Source organism: Natronococcus pandeyae, assembly GCF_008122205.1.
In the GTDB taxonomy this organism is placed as follows: Archaea; Halobacteriota; Halobacteria; order Halobacteriales; family Natrialbaceae; genus Natronococcus; species Natronococcus pandeyae.
Genome location: NZ_PHNJ01000004.1, coordinates 136,493 through 151,554, shown reverse-complemented (window position 1 = coordinate 151,554; position 15,062 = coordinate 136,493). Strand labels below are relative to the sequence as shown.

Below are 15,062 nucleotides of genomic sequence, written 5' to 3'. Positions count from 1 at the left end.
TGTTCTGACGACAGAATCGTTTACCACGGCTCTCGTGGTGGCTTCCGGTATGCCAGACGTTGCCATCGTCGGCGGCGGAACCGCCGGGTTGAGTGCAGCACTGTTCACCGCGAAGAACGGCCTCGAGACCGTCGTCTTCGACACCGACGAGACGTGGATGCACAAGGCTCACCTGTTCAACTACCTCGGCATTCGAAGCATCAGCGGCGACGAGTTCCTGACCCTCGCCCGAGGGCAGATCCAGGACCGCGGCGCTGACCTGCATATGAACGAAGAAGTGACCGACGTCGAGGAGACGGCCGACGGGTTCCGGATTGAGACTATGGACAGCGAGTACGAGGCGACGTACGTCGTGCTCGCGACTGGCGCGGATCGATCAATCGCGGAAGAGATGGGGTGTGCGTTCGACGGCGATACCGTCGACGTGAGCCTCAGCATGGGAACGAGCGTCGAGAACTGCTACGCGACGGGCGCGATGGTTCGAGCCGAAGAGTGGCAGGCCGTCATCGCCGCGGGCGACGGCGCCACGGCGGCGCTCGACATCCTCAGCACGGAGAAGGGCGAACACTTCCACGACTTCGACACGCCGGCGGACGTTCCCAGGTTCGAGTCGGGGTAACGACGAGCGACAACGGACGAGTGCAGACCGAGGATCGGCCGACGAACCTGCGTGTTCGGGGCAGAAGATTATCCACGTGGCCGGTGGTGAACACAATGATATGAGTATCGACACACTCCACGAACTGTTCGTTCACAAACTCCGCCAGCAGTACTACATCGAACAGGAACTCGTCGAGACGCTCGACGAGATGGCGATCAATGCGACGAACGATCGGATGAGCCAGGGGTTCGCCGACCATCGCGACGAAACCCGGACCCAGGTACAGCGCCTCGAGGAAGTGTTCGATGCGCTTGGCGAGCGGCCGGAAACCCAAGACGTCCCGGTTCTCGACGCGCTGGAGGAAGAGCGCCAGACGTACGAACGCCAGATCGAGGACGACGACCTGCTCGACATGGTCTACCTCAATGCGGGCATGATGACGGAGCGGATCGAGATGACGGCGTACGAGGGGCTGTCGATGATGGCAACCGAACTCGAACTCGACGACGAGGTCCACAAGCCACTCGAGTCGAACTACGACGAGGAGAAATCGGCCTACCGCGAACTCGACACGCTGGCGACGGCCTCGGAGATGAAATCCATATGGGATCGTCTGACACCCTCCTGAAGCCGTTGACGCTCGGAACCGATACCGGGGAGCTTCCCGGCGGTCACCCGTACGTCAAAACCGGCAGCGGATCGCGATCGCTCGTCATCATGCCGGGGTTCGGTGACGCGATGTTCGCCGGTAGCTATCCGCCGTTCGCGGGAATGGCGCTCGCGCCCTACGTCGCCCGCTATCTCGACGAGTACACGGTCTACGTGCTCAGCCGCCCCCGGGGACTTCCGGCGGGATACGACGCCGACGACGCCGTCGCGACGCACGCGCGAGCCCTCGAGGCGATCGGTGACTCGAGCGACGCCGTCGACGTTATCGGTATCTCGATGGGCGGGCTGATCGGCCAGGCGCTCGCCCGGAAGGAGCCCGACCTGGTCGACCGACTCGTCGTCGCGAACAGCGCCTGCCGACTCGACGACGACGCGCGATCGACCGTCCGACAGTTCGAACGCGACGCCCGCGAGCACGACTGGGCCTCGATCCGATCGAAGCTCGCCACCGCGATGTTCACCGACGGTCGCGCGATGGTCTATCCTCTCGTGCTCCAGACCGCCGGACGCATGTTCCAGCCGCGTCCGGCGGACCCCGCTGACGTCTGGCGCTCCCTCGAGTTCATCCTCGAGTTCGACGGCTGTGACGAACTCGCGGCGATCGACCAACCGACACTCGTCTTCGGCGGCGAGCGTGACCCGTTCTTTACGGCGCCACTCGCACGGAAAACCGCCGCCGAGTTACCGAACGGAGAACTCGAACTCGTTGCAGGCGCGAAACACGGCGCGTTCCACGAGCGCAAGTGGCGGTTCGACTCGCGCGTGCGATCGTTCCTCGAGCGGTAACGCAGTCCGAACGGTGGACGCGGTGAGCGCGATCGGTCGCGCTCAAGAACTTCGTTCCTCGAGCCAGTCGGCGATCCGCGGCCACCCCTGTTCGTGGGCTACCTCCGCGACCGAGAGCCCGACGTGACCGGTCGGGAGCTCGACGATTGCCGTATCGTCGCTCTCGATCTCGTCGAGGAACGGCACACTCGCCTCACGGGGGACGAACTTGTCCTCCTCCCCGAGGACGAGCAACACCGGCATCTCGATCGCCGAGAGGTCGACGCGACGACCGCAGAGCCGCCACTCGTTTTCGAGCAGTCGGTTCTCGACGAGCAACTCCTCGACGAACTCTCGGTACGTCGTCGCCGGGAGGTTCGGGCCGCCCATGGTCCACTCGAGTTTCCGGCCCTGTTCCTCGACGAACTCGTCGTCGTCCAGCTGATCCCAGAGCCGAAGCGGCGTCGTCACGGTGTACTCGACCGGCTTCCGGAGCGCGAACGCGACCTCGAGCAGCGGCGTCGGAACGGCATCGAAGGCGTCGGCGACCTGTTCGGGATCGTGCTCGGCAGCGAGGGCCCGAAACAGGTCCATCCCCGCTTCGGTGTCGAAATCCAGCGGCGGCCCCTGCAGCACCAGCGTCCGGACGCGATCCGGAAACAGCGCGGCGTAGGCGGCCGCAAGCGGAGCCGAAGTCGAGTACCCCAGCAGGTGAACCGACTCGGTAGCGTGCGTCTCGCAGACGACGTCGACGCAGTTCGCGAGAAATCGCGTGACGTAGTCCCCAAGAGTGAGTGACCGATCGATCGGGGAGGGGTCACCCCAGTCGACGACGTAGACGGGAAAGCCACGCTCGAGGAACGTCCCGACGACGGTTCGCTCCGGCGAGAAATCGAGGATCGACGGATCGTTGATGAACGCGTAGGCGATCAGTACCGGGACGTCACGGGTCTGTTCTCCCTCCGGTTCGTACCGTCTGAGTCGAACCGGAGACTCTTCGTAGATCACGTCGTACGGCGTCTCACCCGGTTCGGCGGCGGTTAGCTGGAGCGTCCGGTACGGCGCCTGCCCGAGCTTTCGCGGCGTTCGTGCAGTCCGGTTAGCGACCTGGCGTGAGAACTCGCAGGGATCCATGCAGTGGTTGATTCCAAAGACGTGCCCGTCGTTCTTCAGGCGCGTCCTTGCACAGTGACGTGTCGTGTAGGTTGCAAGCACAGTGGCTATACCCAGCAGTGTCCAACCGCCGATGAAAATCCATGACGAGAGACTCATCGGAACCTGCCGGACTGGACCCCGACCGGAGACGCGCGATCAAACTATCCGGCCTCGCGGCGGTCGGATCGATCACAGCGCTTGCGGGCTGTGGAGATGACACGCCCGGCGAGGAGCAAGAACCGGACGAAGATCCCGACTCGGAGGAACCCGACGACGAACCGGCGGAGCCGGAGGGTGACGATCCCGAAGACGATCCGACGGAGGAGGAGACGGCCGAAGACGATGAGAACGAAAACGGCGGCCTCGAAGAGGACGAGAACGGCGAGGACGTCGAAGACGAGGCGAACGGTGTCGACGGTGAAGACGACGAGAACGGCGAGGACGACGAAGATGACGAGGCAAACGGGTGAGAACGGCGGCGTGAACGGTTATAGCCGACTGGACCGATCCTCAGTCTCCGCGCGGTGACGATGGCGTCGAGCTAATCGGCGTCTCGGTCGACTCGCGTTTTTTCCCGAGTCGTCGCTGCACCCGTCCGACGAGATTCTTTAGCAGGATCCGTCCCGAAAACGACAGTTTGTGTCGCCGTTTCTTGTAATAGATCTCCCCTAACTCCTCTTCGGGGACGGTCGCCGGTTCGAACGTCGGGTCGTGTAGGTTACTGACCCCTTCGGTCAGAAGATCGATCTGCAGTGTCGCGGCTCGATCGAACACGTCCCACAGCGTGGCGCAGTCGTCGATAGCGGTATCGTCGTACGCGACGATTTCCCCGCCGTCGATCGACTCGTTCAGTCGCTGGAGCGTCGCACCGCACCGACGTCGTCCGTCGTGGAATATCGGCGGCGGGCCCATGCCGCGGTACGAGCGAATGTCGGCGGGGTGGAAGCTCAACACACCGTGTTCCGGCGCGTCGAGGATCGGCCCTCGGATGAGTCCGAAGCCGAAGAGAACCAGCACGTCACACTCCGCCGCGACGCGGTCGACGACCTCCTCGGGGAACTCGTACCAGGCGCCGTCCGTCTGTGGATCGCATCGAACGTGATCGGCATCGGCGAGGCAGTCGATGCTCTCGATCGAGTGACGCCGCCAGAGCGGTCGTTCGCCGTCGATCAGTTTGGCGAGGTTTCGCTCCGCGAGGACGAGCGACCACGCCTTCTGTTCCCTGCAGAGGTCGAAAAACTGCCGTGCGTCGTCCAGGGAAATTCGATCGCGCGTGTTCCACGATTCGGGTTCCTCGATCCGCTCTGCCTTCTGTGCGTTGCTGACGACCAGCGGGAACGTGACGTCCCGTTCGGCCTGTAGTCGCTCGAGTGCGTGCACCTGCCACTCGTTGAGGTACGGATCGGCCAGGATACCGACCCGCTTCGGTCCGGTTCGTGTCATACCAACGAACATCTGAGTCGCCCCTCTTAGTTACCGCCTGCATGCGGCCCAGTTTCGTAGTTGAGCGAACGTATCGCGACAATCGGCCCTCGACGGTACGAACTACCTAGCACCGGTAAGGAGACCGTATCACGAACGTGGTGGATCCCTACGAAGCGACAACCGTCGGCGGTCGCGGGTGCTCGCCGGGTACAGATACTCGAGGAGAAAACCGTGCTGTACCCCTGGGAGAAGTCATAAGATCGATCGCGACGAACACTCGAGGCGTGCAAATCGAGTGTCTGTTCTTCGGCCCGTTCCGAGAGGACGTCGGCGAGAAGACGGTCCATTACGAGACGACGGCCGACACCGTCGGCGAACTACTCCGCGAACTCGAGGCCGAATTTCCGTCACTCGAGGGTCGACTGGTGAACGACGAGGGAACCGGTCTCGCGGGACGGACGGTCGTCACGAAGGATACGAAGAACGTGACTCACCTCGAGGGGCTCGAGACGCCCCTGGAGGAGGACTCCGTCATTCGACTGGTTCCATCGGTGTACGGCGGGTGAGTGGAGGGACGAGCCAACTCAGTACGGCCCACGGTGGCAGCCTCGTGGACCTGATTTTTCATCGCGCGCGTCGAAGGTGCGGTATGGAAACTGAATCGTTCTGGGACGATCTTCAGGCACAGTGTGAACGCCTCGAGCCGGGTGTAGCGCTACTGACCCCAGTCTCCGAGCGCGCGTTCGGGATCGAGTCGATCGAACGCGACCGGATCGTCGTCCAGTTCGGCGACAGCGGCGAGGAGCGACCGCTCTGGCGGGAGCAGTTCGAGGTCTTCCTCGAGCGACTCGCGGGCGGTTCGGTCCCCGTCGACGACCTTCCGCCGAGCGTCGAACCGTACGCCAGCGTGGTGACCCTGTCGGCGGAGTACGCCGTCGAGGACGACGCCATCACGAACGACCCCGAGGGGGCCGCCGCCGGCGAGAGTCCGTACCTGATCCCCGCTGCCGAGGCGCGGACGCCGCCGGAGCGCGTCCGCGACGACGCGCTGTTGCTCGCCGATCACCTCGAGCGATTCGGGATGGACGATCCGACGTCGCTGGACACCGAGTCGCTAACGGACCGGTACGTGCTCCTTTCGGACGTCCAGCGCGGCGCCGACAGACTGCGCCGCGAGGTCCGGGAGCCGCTGCTCGAGCGACTCGGCCCCGACCAGCAGCTTCACGGCCACTTCGGAAGCGTTCGCCGAACGACGCGCGAGCGGCGTCGAACGAAAGACGAGGAGGACGTGTTCGACGCCCTCGACGAGCGGGGCATTCCGCGCGAGTGGGTGCTCGGCATCGATCGGGACAAACTGGACGTCGTGCTGGCCGTGACAGACCTCGAGGAGGACGAGGTGTACGACGTCGACGAGCAGGTGTACGCCCAGAAGACGACGACCGACGAGAGCGAGAAGTACTCGCGGCTCGAGGGGCTCGCGAACCGCCTGGCCGAACTCGAGGGTGAGGACGGCGAGGAGCTGCGCGACGAGTTGGCAGAGATCGAAGATCGGCTCGAGGAAGCGCTTTCGGCCGGGTAACGATGCTATCGCTTCCTGTCGGCCATCTATGAAGAAAGCAGGCCGAGTGCCCTTCCGCGCGCCGCTGTTGGCATAATTTATCACCGGTGCGACAGTCCCCTCGGTGTACAGAACGCATCTCACCCTCGTTGGACCTCCGCGAGTGAGGGGTCCGCCCGACAGACCGAAAATCGGACACCCGCGTCACAGCGGCCGGCGGACGACCGGTAGCGTCTTTACACTGCCGCGTGCAACGCCGACCCATGACCGACCTCCGCTATCTTCCCGACGCGGACGACGTGACGACGTTTACCGCCACCGTCACCGGAACGACCCAGGACAGCGTGATCCTCGACGGGACGTACTTCTATCCGGAGGGAGGCGGGCAACCCGCCGACTGCGGCAGCCTCGAGTGGGACGGCGGTTCCGCCGAGGTGACCGACGTCAGAAAGGATCACGGCGAGGTGCGCCACGAAATCGACCTTCGGGAGGGTGACCTCCCTGCCGAGGGAGCGACGGTCGAGGGCCGGATCGACGAGACGCGTCGCCGTCAGTTGCGCCGGATGCACACCGCCCAGCACGTCGTTTCCCGCGTCGTGCTCGAGGAGTACGGCGCACGCACCGCCGGAAACCGGATCTATCCCGACCGGTCGCGAATCGACTTCGAACCCGCCTCGTTCGACGACGACGATCTCGCGCGCATCGAGCGTCGCTCTAACGAGGCCATCGACCGTGACCTCGCAGTCGTAAAGGAAAACCGTCCGCGGGCGACCGTCGAGGCGGCAGTCGACGAGGGTCGTGCGCTCCTCGATCTGATCCCCGAATCCGTCGATCCGCTTCGCGTCGTCGAGATCGAAGGGTTCGATCTGTGTCCGTGCGGCGGCACGCACGTCTCTCGGCTCGGTGAAATCGGCCGCGTGAACGTCACGGACCACGCGTCGAAAGGCGAAGACGTGGACCGAATCGAATTCGAACTCGCGGACGCGTAGCGGACGGAGTCACCACCGCGGTAACGGGACGGAACAGAACCGATTGTTCGCTCCTCCGTTCACGGGAACGATAGTCGATACAGAACCCGTCTGAACGCTTCGCGTTCCGCGAACGGCGTTAGCCGCGGGGGTTCATTCAGTCTCGGTGGTGAAACGCAGCCAGGATGCGGTCGAGGGCAACTCGGTCGCGTTCGTCGACGAGATGGACGAACAACACGAGCACGAACGACCGGCCTCGCGGCTCAGCGACGAGGGTGACGGTCGCCGATCCGGTATCGCCGCAGCCGCCTTGCAGTTGTGAGACGCCCGTATAGAGCCCGTCGTCGTAGGGGGCCAACTGGGTGACCGGGCAGTGCTGATTCCGCAGTTCGGCCAGAATCCGCTCGGCGTCGCGGTCGAGCGCCGACGAGAGCAGGATCCAGAGGCCCGGCGTCCGGAACGTTCCCTGGAATCGCTCGAGGTCGGGTGCGGCGACCAGGCTCGGGCCGAGGTCGGTTCGCCCGTAGGTGCGGTCGGTCCACTCGGTCGGCACGTCGAGCCAGATCGTTCCGGTTTCGTCGGTGACCGTCGCGTACTCCGCGTACGGATCGTCAGAGCGCTCGAGCACCGGGGTGGCCAGGTCGACGGCCGGCTCGAGCGCGTCGCCGTTGAGCGCGCCGGTGAGGAGCGTTCCGTCGCGGTAGACCTGCAACGGTAGTTCGTCGGTGAGATCGGCCGCGTCTAACGCGGCGCAGTACTCGCGAACGGTGCCGTCTCGCCCAACGTGCGCGTTCGCGACCGCGGTGAGCACGTCTCCAGGCTGAATACCGACGGCGCTGGCCAGACTGTCGGACATGACCGACGACACCCGGATCCCGGCCGGGAAGCGGTCGTCGGTAGGAACGGCGACGCCGTGGATACCGATCGAGGTCGGCGCCGTCCCGCGACGGACTGTCTCGACAACCTCCCTCGCGACCGTCGCTCCGATCGCGAACTGCTCCGTCTCGTCGACCGTCGCGAACGGGTTGGTGGCCGCGTAGTTGACGCCGACGACACGGCCGTCGGCGGTGACCAGCGGGCCGCCCGAGTTCCCGCCGCGAAGCTCGGCCGTATGTTCGATCTCGGCGTCGATGGCGACCCAGGCGTTCGCCGTCTTGGTGGTCCTCGAGATCGTTCCGTCGGTCGGTGCGTACGAGTCCCCGTCCGGAAAGCCCAGCGCCCACACGTCGAGTCCGCGTTCGGGCAGGTCACCGTACCACGCGAGGTGTGCGTACTCCTCGCCCGCCAGTTCGAGGACCGCCAGATCGGCACACTCCGCGACACCGAGCACGGTTACGTCGGGCGACGCCTGCGTTCGACCGACGGAAACGTCGAGCGAGTCGACGCCGGTCACGACGTGGCTGTTCGTCACGACGATACCCGACGGATCGATCACGAAGCCGGATCCAAAAACGGGGATCGGTTCGCCGCCCTCCTCCGCGACCGCTCGATCCGTACTGATCCGCACGACCGCCTCTCGAGCCTCGTCGACGCTCCTCACTTGTTGGCTGCCGTCCTCACTCCTGAACGTCGTCTCGTCGGTCCGGGCTCCATCGGCGCGCCGACCGCCTGTCGTCCCGAGACAGCCGGCGGCGGCGACCGTACTACCGACCGCGAACCGCCTCAACACGTGTCGCCGATAGCTCGACGCGGCATCGCGTCCGTCTGATGCTGTCCGATCGGGTTGGCCTGCGTCCGTCATACTCTCGGTTTCGGTGATCGGTCTCACATCGGGTCGCGCGGCGCGTACCGGTTCGGTAGCCGGTGCGACTAGAGGATCCCACGAGGACAAATGTAGTTTCGGGGGGACCTCGAACGCGAAAACCGGGTCGTTCGACTCCGCTCGGGGAGTCGGTCGAAACCTGTGATATCTCCTGCAGAACCATCATCGATCGAAAAATCCGCACGGTCCGGAGCGGAACACGACGACTCTCGAGTCGATCAGTCGACGATCGATACGCGCTCTCGACTTCAGTCGTCCGACCGTCGACCACGTACCATCTCGAGGTCGACGCGCCGCTCGAGGAAGTCGGTGAGCAGCCGGAACAGCCGGAGTTTCTGGTCCTGATCGGAGGAGGCGTGGCCCTCCTCGCCGAGTTCGCGGTACTCGAACGTGCCGTCCTCGCCGGCCTCGAGGCCGCGCGCCTCGAGGGCCTCGCGGAAGATGCGGGCCTGCGAGACGGGGACCCGCCGGTCGTTGACGCCGTGGACGATGCAGATGGGCGCGTCGAGGTTCTCGACGTGCGTGACGGGCGAGCGTTCCGCGTACAGGTCGGGGTTGTCCTCGGGCGTTCCGAGGTACTTCTCCATGAGTTCGGTCCGGAAGTGGGGCATCGTGTTCTCGAACATGTCTTCGAGGTCGGTGAGCCCGATCCAGGCGATGCCGGCCTCGTAGAGTTCGGGGTACTGGACGAGTTGCCAGTACGTCGAGTACCCCCCGTAGGAGCCGCCGAAGACGACCACGCGGTCCTCGTCGAGCCAGTCGTAGCGCTCGAGGGCGTACTCGACGGCCGTCGCGACGTCGCCCTGCTCGGCGCCGCCCCAGTCGTCGATCAGTTCCTCGACGAACTCCCGGCCGCGCCCGGACGAGCCCCGGTAGTTGACCTGCAGTACCGAGAAGCCGTGAGCGGCGAGCACCTGCGTGTAGAGGTCGAACGACTTCGTATCGCGGGCGCGGGGCCCGCCGTGGGGGTTGACGATCAGCGGTGAGCGACCGGAACGGTCGCGATCCTCGTCGGAGCTGCGCTCCGACTGCGGCGACGGTCGCTCGCCGGAGTCGTACAGCAGCGCGCCGATCTCGAGTTCCTCGTAGGGATCGTGCTCGACCGCCGTCGCGGGCGTCTCGGGAACGCCGTCGGACGAGAACGTAAAGTACTCCGCGTCGGCGAACTCCTCGGGTTCGAACGGGCCGTGTTCGGCCTCGACCAGCGTCTCGTACTCGTCGGTACGAAGGTCGTAGACGAGCAGTTCGGTTCGCCGGGTCGGACTGGTGTGCTCGAGGAGGATCCGATCCTCGTCGATGCTGATGCCCGCCGGCCCCATCCCGCCAACCGACGTGACGCCCTCGGGAACGTCGAGTTCTCGCCGCTCGCCGGTCTCACAGTCGTAGACGACCGGGATGGAGACGGCGTCGCGAGCGCGCGACGCGACGAACCGATCTCCGTCGGGGAGGAACGCGACGGCCTGTTCCTCGTACGTCCCGTCGCCGTACCAGGTGACGTCGTCGCTCTCGAAGTTGTAAACGCCGATTCGACCGAGATCCTCGGTATTGTCGCCGACCAGTAGCCGTCCGCCGTTGGGGCTCCAGTCGGCCGGCGTCGCTTCCGCGCCGACCTCGCCGATCTCGAGGTTTCGCGACTCCGAGCCGTCGGCGTTCGCGACGTAGACGTCTTCGTTGTCGTAGTCGTCGGTCTCGTTGGTCGCGTACGCGATCCGCTCGCCGTCCGGAGAGAGCCGTGCGGCCCCCGCCGCCCGCTCGTAGTCGGTCACCTTGGTCGTCTCTCCCGTCGCACGGTCGTGACGGTAGACGTTGAACTGCCCGTCGCGGGTCGAGCCGAGCAGCAGCGTCTCGCCGTCGTCGCCGACGTCCTGGATGACGACCTGGCCGTCCATCTCGACGATCGGTTCGACCGTCCCGTCGCGCGAGAGCGCGTAGACGTCGTTCTGTTCGTCGCCGTCCTCGTCGAGGTGGAAGAAAACGCGGTCGCCGTCTGCACCCCAGGACACGAACCATCGCGCGTTCCGCGGCACCTCGCCGTCGGACCACCGCGTTAGCTCGCCGGAGTCGACGTCAACGACGTGTAGTTCGTTTCGGCCGGTGATATCGTAGTAGAGTGCGACCTCGCCACCGGCCGGGGAGACGGTCGGGTGGGCGATCGTCGGGAGCCGTGCGAGTTTCTCGAGAACGTCGTCGTGGTCGTTCATCGTTCGTTCGTCTCGTCGACTCGACTTAGTTATGGGTCGAGTCCGTCCCAGTCGACGAGTGATCTGTAACCGACAGTACAACTCCGAGTACGGCGCCGGCTACGGGCAGAAAATGGAAACAGAAACGGAACCACAGAGGTGCGGGACGAGCGAGAGCGACTCGAGCGGGTCGCGACGAACGAGGTTCGTCGTCGGGAGCGTCTCGAGTTCGGCCGCAGTGAGTAGCCCGGTGTGAGCCGGCTGTAACTCACGATACGGCCGTGAGTTGTGAGCCGGCTACGGGTCACGATGGGGCTGCGATGTGTCTGTTCTGACTGTGATCCGCGACCGATCGATACCCATCAGTGCGGGGCGTGACAGCTACGACTCCGAGAGCAACTCACCGACGTACTGCTGTTCCCAGTCGTAGCGGGCCTCGAGTTCGCGCTGTCCGCGTCGCGTCACGGTGTAGAAGTTCGTCCGGCGATCGACCTGTCCCTTCTCGACGAGCCCTTTGTCGACGAGAGTGTCGAGGTTCGGGTACAGCCGGCCGTGGTGAATCTCCTTCTCGTAGTACTTTTCCAGTTCGTCCTGGATCGCCAGTCCGTGCGGTTCGTCCTGGCCAACGATCACGTACAGCAGGTCGCGCTGAAAGCCGGTCAGATCATACATGTCTGGTTAATTGAGCTGTCGGTATAATACAATATCGGAATCGTGTGAGAACGATCGTCTTCAGACGGCTTCCGAAGGGAGTTCTCCGGCAGCCGTTTTCGAAACGCGTTCTCGACGGAGAGCCACTGCAGTTCTCGAGAGACCCACTTCGCGGAGTCGGCCGCTTCGGTCGCGGTTGCGTTCGCTACGACCGAAAGTCAGTTTACACTCAATCGTTCGACGGTTGGACGATCGGTGTGTAACTCGTTTCAGTTGTCACTCCTCGAGAACGAGGGCAACTGTCGAAGAACGGGGCGTATCGTACGGAAAACGGGGGTCGGAACGGATCGTCGAACCTCCTCTCACAACGTCGGCTGGAAGCCATTTCCGGGACGACCGCCGGATGGTTCGCGGTCGTCTCAGTAACCCGCTACAGCCGACGGTATCAGGCGAGAATCACGACGTCCGCGTTCCGACACTCCGGGCAGACGCGCGCCCCACCGACTCCGTCGTTCTCGAGGATCATCCAGTTCAGTTCGTTCGCCTCACCGTGCCAGCCACAGTTTCGACACTCGGAGTTCATCGGACGGAGTACACCGTGCGAGAGGATAGCACTTTTTCAGCGAGAGCGGACGATCAGGCGTTGCGACAGTGGCTGCGGTGTTACCGCTCCAGCACGCGAAACGACGTCGAACCACAGGAACACGCGGCGGTACCGATCGGGCGTACCGCTCCGTTCGTCGACTGGCGGACCGCAAACATATTGCCACACTGTTCACACGTGCCTGCGCCTCTCGTCTTCGACTCAGATGCCATACCATAGTTACGACCGTCGAACGGGATAAACGAACTGTGAACACGAAAGGAGTAGCCGGCGGATTGCTACTGACGTGACAACGCGGTCGGCGCAGTTTCCCGAATCGAGTACCGAAGGACAGCTGTGTTCGACGTCTGACGATCGCTCCACCGTAACGATGGACGGAACGGAGCGAAGGACGGAGACGGAACAGAGACGAACCACGAACCGGTCTCGAGCGCCATCGTTTCTCGCCCCGATCGCACTCGAGATGGCTCTCCGCGCTCGTATCGTCCGCGTTCGAGAAGATGCCACCGTCGGTTCGAAGAACTGCAGCGGGGTACAGTAGTCGACCGTTCAGGGCCGTGGTGACGACCGAAGCGGTCAGTCGAGGCCACAGCCACGTCCCAACTGCGAGTTCGTATAACCCTGCTCGAGCAGCCCTGCTCGAAGCAACCTAGAGGTGGGTCGGCACGATGATTAATCTTTGGGCCAAAATAGTTGCTAATTATGACTGTATGGGAGATTCGACGGACGAACTCCTGGGTGGAACCGATCGCAACTCGAGAACTCATACGCTGAGTTCCTGCCTCCCCAACTCCACAGCACCAGACGGGCGAGGACGAGTGTAAGCAGGGTCGATCACTCCACCCAGCAGGGCGTCTCTTGACCCGCAACCGGGCAACCGCTCTTGAGCGCCGAATCAGTCGGCAGACGGGGCGTTCGGCTCGATCGTCTCGTCCGGAACGGTACCCTCCGGCCAGCCTCGAGCCGCGTAGTACTCCTCGATCGCGTCCTCGAGGTCAGGGATCTCGTACGGCAGATCGTCCGCGTCCCGGCCGAACCCGCGCTGGTTGTTGAAGTGGCGCTCGAGGCGGACGGTCTCCGCGCCGACGTCCATGAGTTTCTCGTGGTCGGCGTCGAACAGGGCCTCGAGGCGGTCGTCGGTGACGTAGTCGCCTCCGAACGCGCAGACGACGCCCGTATCCCGGAACGCGGCCGCGTTCTCCTCCTCGACGAGTGTTTCGGCCTTCCCGAGCGTCCCTTCGGGGTCGAGTTCGCCGCTGTACTCGAGGCTCAGCATTCCGGCGTACATGTGATCTGCGCCGCGATTTGCGACGGCGTAGGAGAGCCCCTGTCCGTGGAGCACCCGTCCGTCGTGGGCGGCGAACTCCATCCCCTTGACGGTGTAGTTGTCGACGCCGAGTTCGTCGTGGACCCGGTCGACGCCCTCGGCGAGCGCGTCGCCGACGCCCTCGCGGTAGGCGATCCGTTCGGTGATCTCCTGGGCGAGTTCCGCGTTACCGAACTCGTCCTCGCTTTTGAGGTAGGCCGCGACGGTGACGCCGGCCGAGATGGTATCCATTCCGAGCGTGTCACAGAGTTCGTTCGCCTTCATGACGTCCACGATATCCCCGACGCCCTGGCACGAGCCGAACGAGTAGACGGTCTCGAACTCGGGCCCCTCGGTCTCGACACCGCTCTCCTCGTCTCTGGTCGGGAGTTTGCAGGCGTAGGCGCAGGCCGAACACGCGCCCTTCTTGTACTTCTTTTCCTCGACGGCGTCGCCACCGATGTCGGCGGCGTGTTCGAACTCGTACTCCTCGAAGTATCTGGTGGGAAGCGAGAAGTTCTCGTTGATGAACTCCGTACCGCCGGTCGTCCCCTGCCGTCGCATCTGGTCGTCGGACTGGGCGGCCTCCCGGTGGACGTCCATCTCCGGCGGGTTCGGGATCTCGAGTGGCGGTTCGACGTCCCCGTCGAAAGTGACGCACTTGACGTTCTTCGCCCCCAGTACCGCGCCGAGGCCGCCGCGGCCGAACGCCCGCGAGTCGAACGTCATCACCGACGCGAACCGGACCAGGTTCTCACCTGCAGGACCGACCGCGATACAGTGCTCGGCGCCGAGGTCGTGCTCGGCTGCGACGTAGTCGGACGTTTCGGGGACGGTTGCCCCTTCGAGTTCCGGCACTTCCTCGAACTCGACGCCCTGGTCCGTGACGTGAACGGCGAGCAGTTCGTCGCTCTCGCCGGCGATCTCGAGGACGCTGATCCCCGTCGAGACGAAGTTCCGCGAGAGGTAGCCGCCCGCGTTGGTCGAGACTAAGCCGTCGGTGAGCGGCGAGAGCCCGGTCATGTTCATCCGACCGGTAAAGGACATCTGGGACTGCTGGAGCGGGCCGGTAGAGAGATACGCCCGATTCTCCGGACCGAAGGGGTCGGCGTCGAACGGGATGCGTTCGTGGGCGAGAGCGGTCGCCGCCGCTCGCCCGCCGACGTAGCTCTCGAGCAGGTCGTCGATGGTCGTCTCCGTGGCGGTCCGCTCACCGACGTCGACGGTGAGCAGTGGGCCTGTCGCGTGAAGCATACCCAGAGGTTACGGACGAGAGACCTTAGCTGTAGGTCACGCGACAGGCGGAGTCGTCGACGCAGTCACGGCGTTGCGGTCGGCGTCGAGAGATCGTATGGGCTGACTGCAACTCGGCGATTCACTGCGCCGATAGCGTCGAAATCCGGGTTTACTCTACTGTC

Annotated in this window: 14 protein-coding genes; 7 read left to right on the top strand and 7 right to left on the bottom strand. The window is 64.4% G+C overall.

All coding sequences use genetic code 11. The features are described from left to right. Nucleotides 1-49 precede the first annotated feature (49 nt). The 3 genes from CV102_RS09635 (at nucleotide 50) to CV102_RS09625 (ending at nucleotide 2,056) form a co-directional block, all read left to right on the top strand. Nucleotides 50-619, top strand: a complete 570-nt coding sequence (locus tag CV102_RS09635) for an NAD(P)/FAD-dependent oxidoreductase (protein WP_148857785.1) — start codon at nucleotides 50-52, stop codon at nucleotides 617-619. Nucleotides 620-719: 100 nt separating this feature from the next. Continuing rightward, entirely contained in the window at nucleotides 720-1,229 is a 510-nt protein-coding gene (locus CV102_RS09630; RefSeq protein ID WP_148857784.1) for a YciE/YciF ferroxidase family protein, read from the top strand. After that, nucleotides 1,205-2,056: an alpha/beta fold hydrolase gene (locus CV102_RS09625; RefSeq protein WP_148857783.1), complete on the top strand. Its 852-nt coding sequence runs from the start codon at nucleotides 1,205-1,207 to the stop codon at nucleotides 2,054-2,056. The genes CV102_RS09630 and CV102_RS09625 overlap by 25 nt, the downstream gene beginning before the upstream one ends. A gap of 42 nt (nucleotides 2,057-2,098) precedes the next feature. Here the strand turns inward: CV102_RS09625 and CV102_RS09620 are convergent, their stop codons facing one another. Next, nucleotides 2,099-3,169, bottom strand: a complete 1,071-nt coding sequence (locus tag CV102_RS09620; protein ID WP_148857782.1) for an alpha/beta fold hydrolase — start codon at nucleotides 3,167-3,169, stop codon at nucleotides 2,099-2,101. Between the two features lie 122 nt (nucleotides 3,170-3,291). Between CV102_RS09620 and CV102_RS09615 the strand changes: the two genes are divergently transcribed. Beyond that, nucleotides 3,292-3,660 carry a hypothetical protein gene (locus CV102_RS09615; RefSeq protein ID WP_187432912.1) on the top strand — a complete coding sequence of 123 codons (369 nt, stop codon included), beginning with the start codon at nucleotides 3,292-3,294 and terminating at the stop codon, nucleotides 3,658-3,660. 40 nt (nucleotides 3,661-3,700) lie between these two features. Here CV102_RS09615 and CV102_RS09610 read toward each other — a convergent pair whose 3' ends face one another. Beyond that, complete coding sequence (locus tag CV102_RS09610; protein WP_148857781.1) at nucleotides 3,701-4,633, bottom strand: formyltransferase family protein; 933 nt, start codon at nucleotides 4,631-4,633, stop codon at nucleotides 3,701-3,703. Between the two features lie 266 nt (nucleotides 4,634-4,899). Between CV102_RS09610 and CV102_RS09605 the strand changes: the two genes are divergently transcribed. The 3 genes from CV102_RS09605 (at nucleotide 4,900) to CV102_RS09595 (ending at nucleotide 7,162) form a co-directional block, all read left to right on the top strand. Continuing rightward, nucleotides 4,900-5,181 (top strand): ubiquitin-like small modifier protein 1, encoded by a 282-nt coding sequence (locus CV102_RS09605; RefSeq protein ID WP_148857780.1) that lies wholly within the window; start codon nucleotides 4,900-4,902, stop codon nucleotides 5,179-5,181. Between the two features lie 83 nt (nucleotides 5,182-5,264). After that, entirely contained in the window at nucleotides 5,265-6,194 is a 930-nt protein-coding gene (locus tag CV102_RS09600; RefSeq protein ID WP_148857779.1) for a hypothetical protein, read from the top strand. Nucleotides 6,195-6,436: 242 nt separating this feature from the next. After that, the gene (locus tag CV102_RS09595; protein ID WP_148857778.1) at nucleotides 6,437-7,162 is read left to right on the top strand and encodes an alanyl-tRNA editing protein; all 726 of its coding nucleotides are present in this window, start codon (nucleotides 6,437-6,439) and stop codon (nucleotides 7,160-7,162) included. Between the two features lie 136 nt (nucleotides 7,163-7,298). Here CV102_RS09595 and CV102_RS09590 read toward each other — a convergent pair whose 3' ends face one another. From CV102_RS09590 to CV102_RS09575, 5 genes are all read right to left on the bottom strand, one after another. Beyond that, nucleotides 7,299-8,882: a S1C family serine protease gene (locus tag CV102_RS09590; protein ID WP_148857777.1), complete on the bottom strand. Its 1,584-nt coding sequence runs from the start codon at nucleotides 8,880-8,882 to the stop codon at nucleotides 7,299-7,301. 269 nt (nucleotides 8,883-9,151) lie between these two features. Continuing rightward, entirely contained in the window at nucleotides 9,152-11,104 is a 1,953-nt protein-coding gene (locus tag CV102_RS09585; protein ID WP_148857776.1) for a S9 family peptidase, read from the bottom strand. Between the two features lie 360 nt (nucleotides 11,105-11,464). Next, on the bottom strand, nucleotides 11,465-11,755 hold the full coding sequence (locus tag CV102_RS09580; RefSeq protein ID WP_148857775.1) for a PadR family transcriptional regulator: 291 nt from the start codon (nucleotides 11,753-11,755) through the stop codon (nucleotides 11,465-11,467). Between the two features lie 424 nt (nucleotides 11,756-12,179). After that, nucleotides 12,180-12,317, bottom strand: a complete 138-nt coding sequence (locus CV102_RS25870; protein WP_187432911.1) for a hypothetical protein — start codon at nucleotides 12,315-12,317, stop codon at nucleotides 12,180-12,182. A gap of 916 nt (nucleotides 12,318-13,233) precedes the next feature. Further along, the gene (locus CV102_RS09575; protein WP_148857774.1) at nucleotides 13,234-14,898 is read right to left on the bottom strand and encodes an aldehyde ferredoxin oxidoreductase C-terminal domain-containing protein; all 1,665 of its coding nucleotides are present in this window, start codon (nucleotides 14,896-14,898) and stop codon (nucleotides 13,234-13,236) included. Between the last annotated feature and the right edge of the window lie 164 nt (nucleotides 14,899-15,062).

Bases quoted from the DNA above. Each gene is read 5' to 3' on its own strand.
- CV102_RS09585 (WP_148857776.1), bottom strand. From the start codon at position 11,104: ATGAACGACCACGACGACGTTCTCGAGAAACTCGCACGGCTCCCGACG.
- CV102_RS09610 (WP_148857781.1), bottom strand. From the start codon at position 4,633: ATGACACGAACCGGACCGAAGCGGGTCGGTATCCTGGCCGATCCGTAC.
- CV102_RS09600 (WP_148857779.1), top strand. From the start codon at position 5,265: ATGGAAACTGAATCGTTCTGGGACGATCTTCAGGCACAGTGTGAACGC.
- CV102_RS09580 (WP_148857775.1), bottom strand. From the start codon at position 11,755: ATGTATGATCTGACCGGCTTTCAGCGCGACCTGCTGTACGTGATCGTT.
- CV102_RS09575 (WP_148857774.1), bottom strand. From the start codon at position 14,898: ATGCTTCACGCGACAGGCCCACTGCTCACCGTCGACGTCGGTGAGCGG.
- CV102_RS09620 (WP_148857782.1), bottom strand. From the start codon at position 3,169: ATGGATCCCTGCGAGTTCTCACGCCAGGTCGCTAACCGGACTGCACGA.
- CV102_RS09625 (WP_148857783.1), top strand. From the start codon at position 1,205: ATGGGATCGTCTGACACCCTCCTGAAGCCGTTGACGCTCGGAACCGAT.
- CV102_RS09615 (WP_187432912.1), top strand. From the start codon at position 3,292: ATGACGAGAGACTCATCGGAACCTGCCGGACTGGACCCCGACCGGAGA.
- CV102_RS09630 (WP_148857784.1), top strand. From the start codon at position 720: ATGAGTATCGACACACTCCACGAACTGTTCGTTCACAAACTCCGCCAG.
- CV102_RS25870 (WP_187432911.1), bottom strand. From the start codon at position 12,317: ATGAACTCCGAGTGTCGAAACTGTGGCTGGCACGGTGAGGCGAACGAA.
- CV102_RS09635 (WP_148857785.1), top strand. From the start codon at position 50: ATGCCAGACGTTGCCATCGTCGGCGGCGGAACCGCCGGGTTGAGTGCA.
- CV102_RS09595 (WP_148857778.1), top strand. From the start codon at position 6,437: ATGACCGACCTCCGCTATCTTCCCGACGCGGACGACGTGACGACGTTT.
- CV102_RS09590 (WP_148857777.1), bottom strand. From the start codon at position 8,882: ATGACGGACGCAGGCCAACCCGATCGGACAGCATCAGACGGACGCGAT.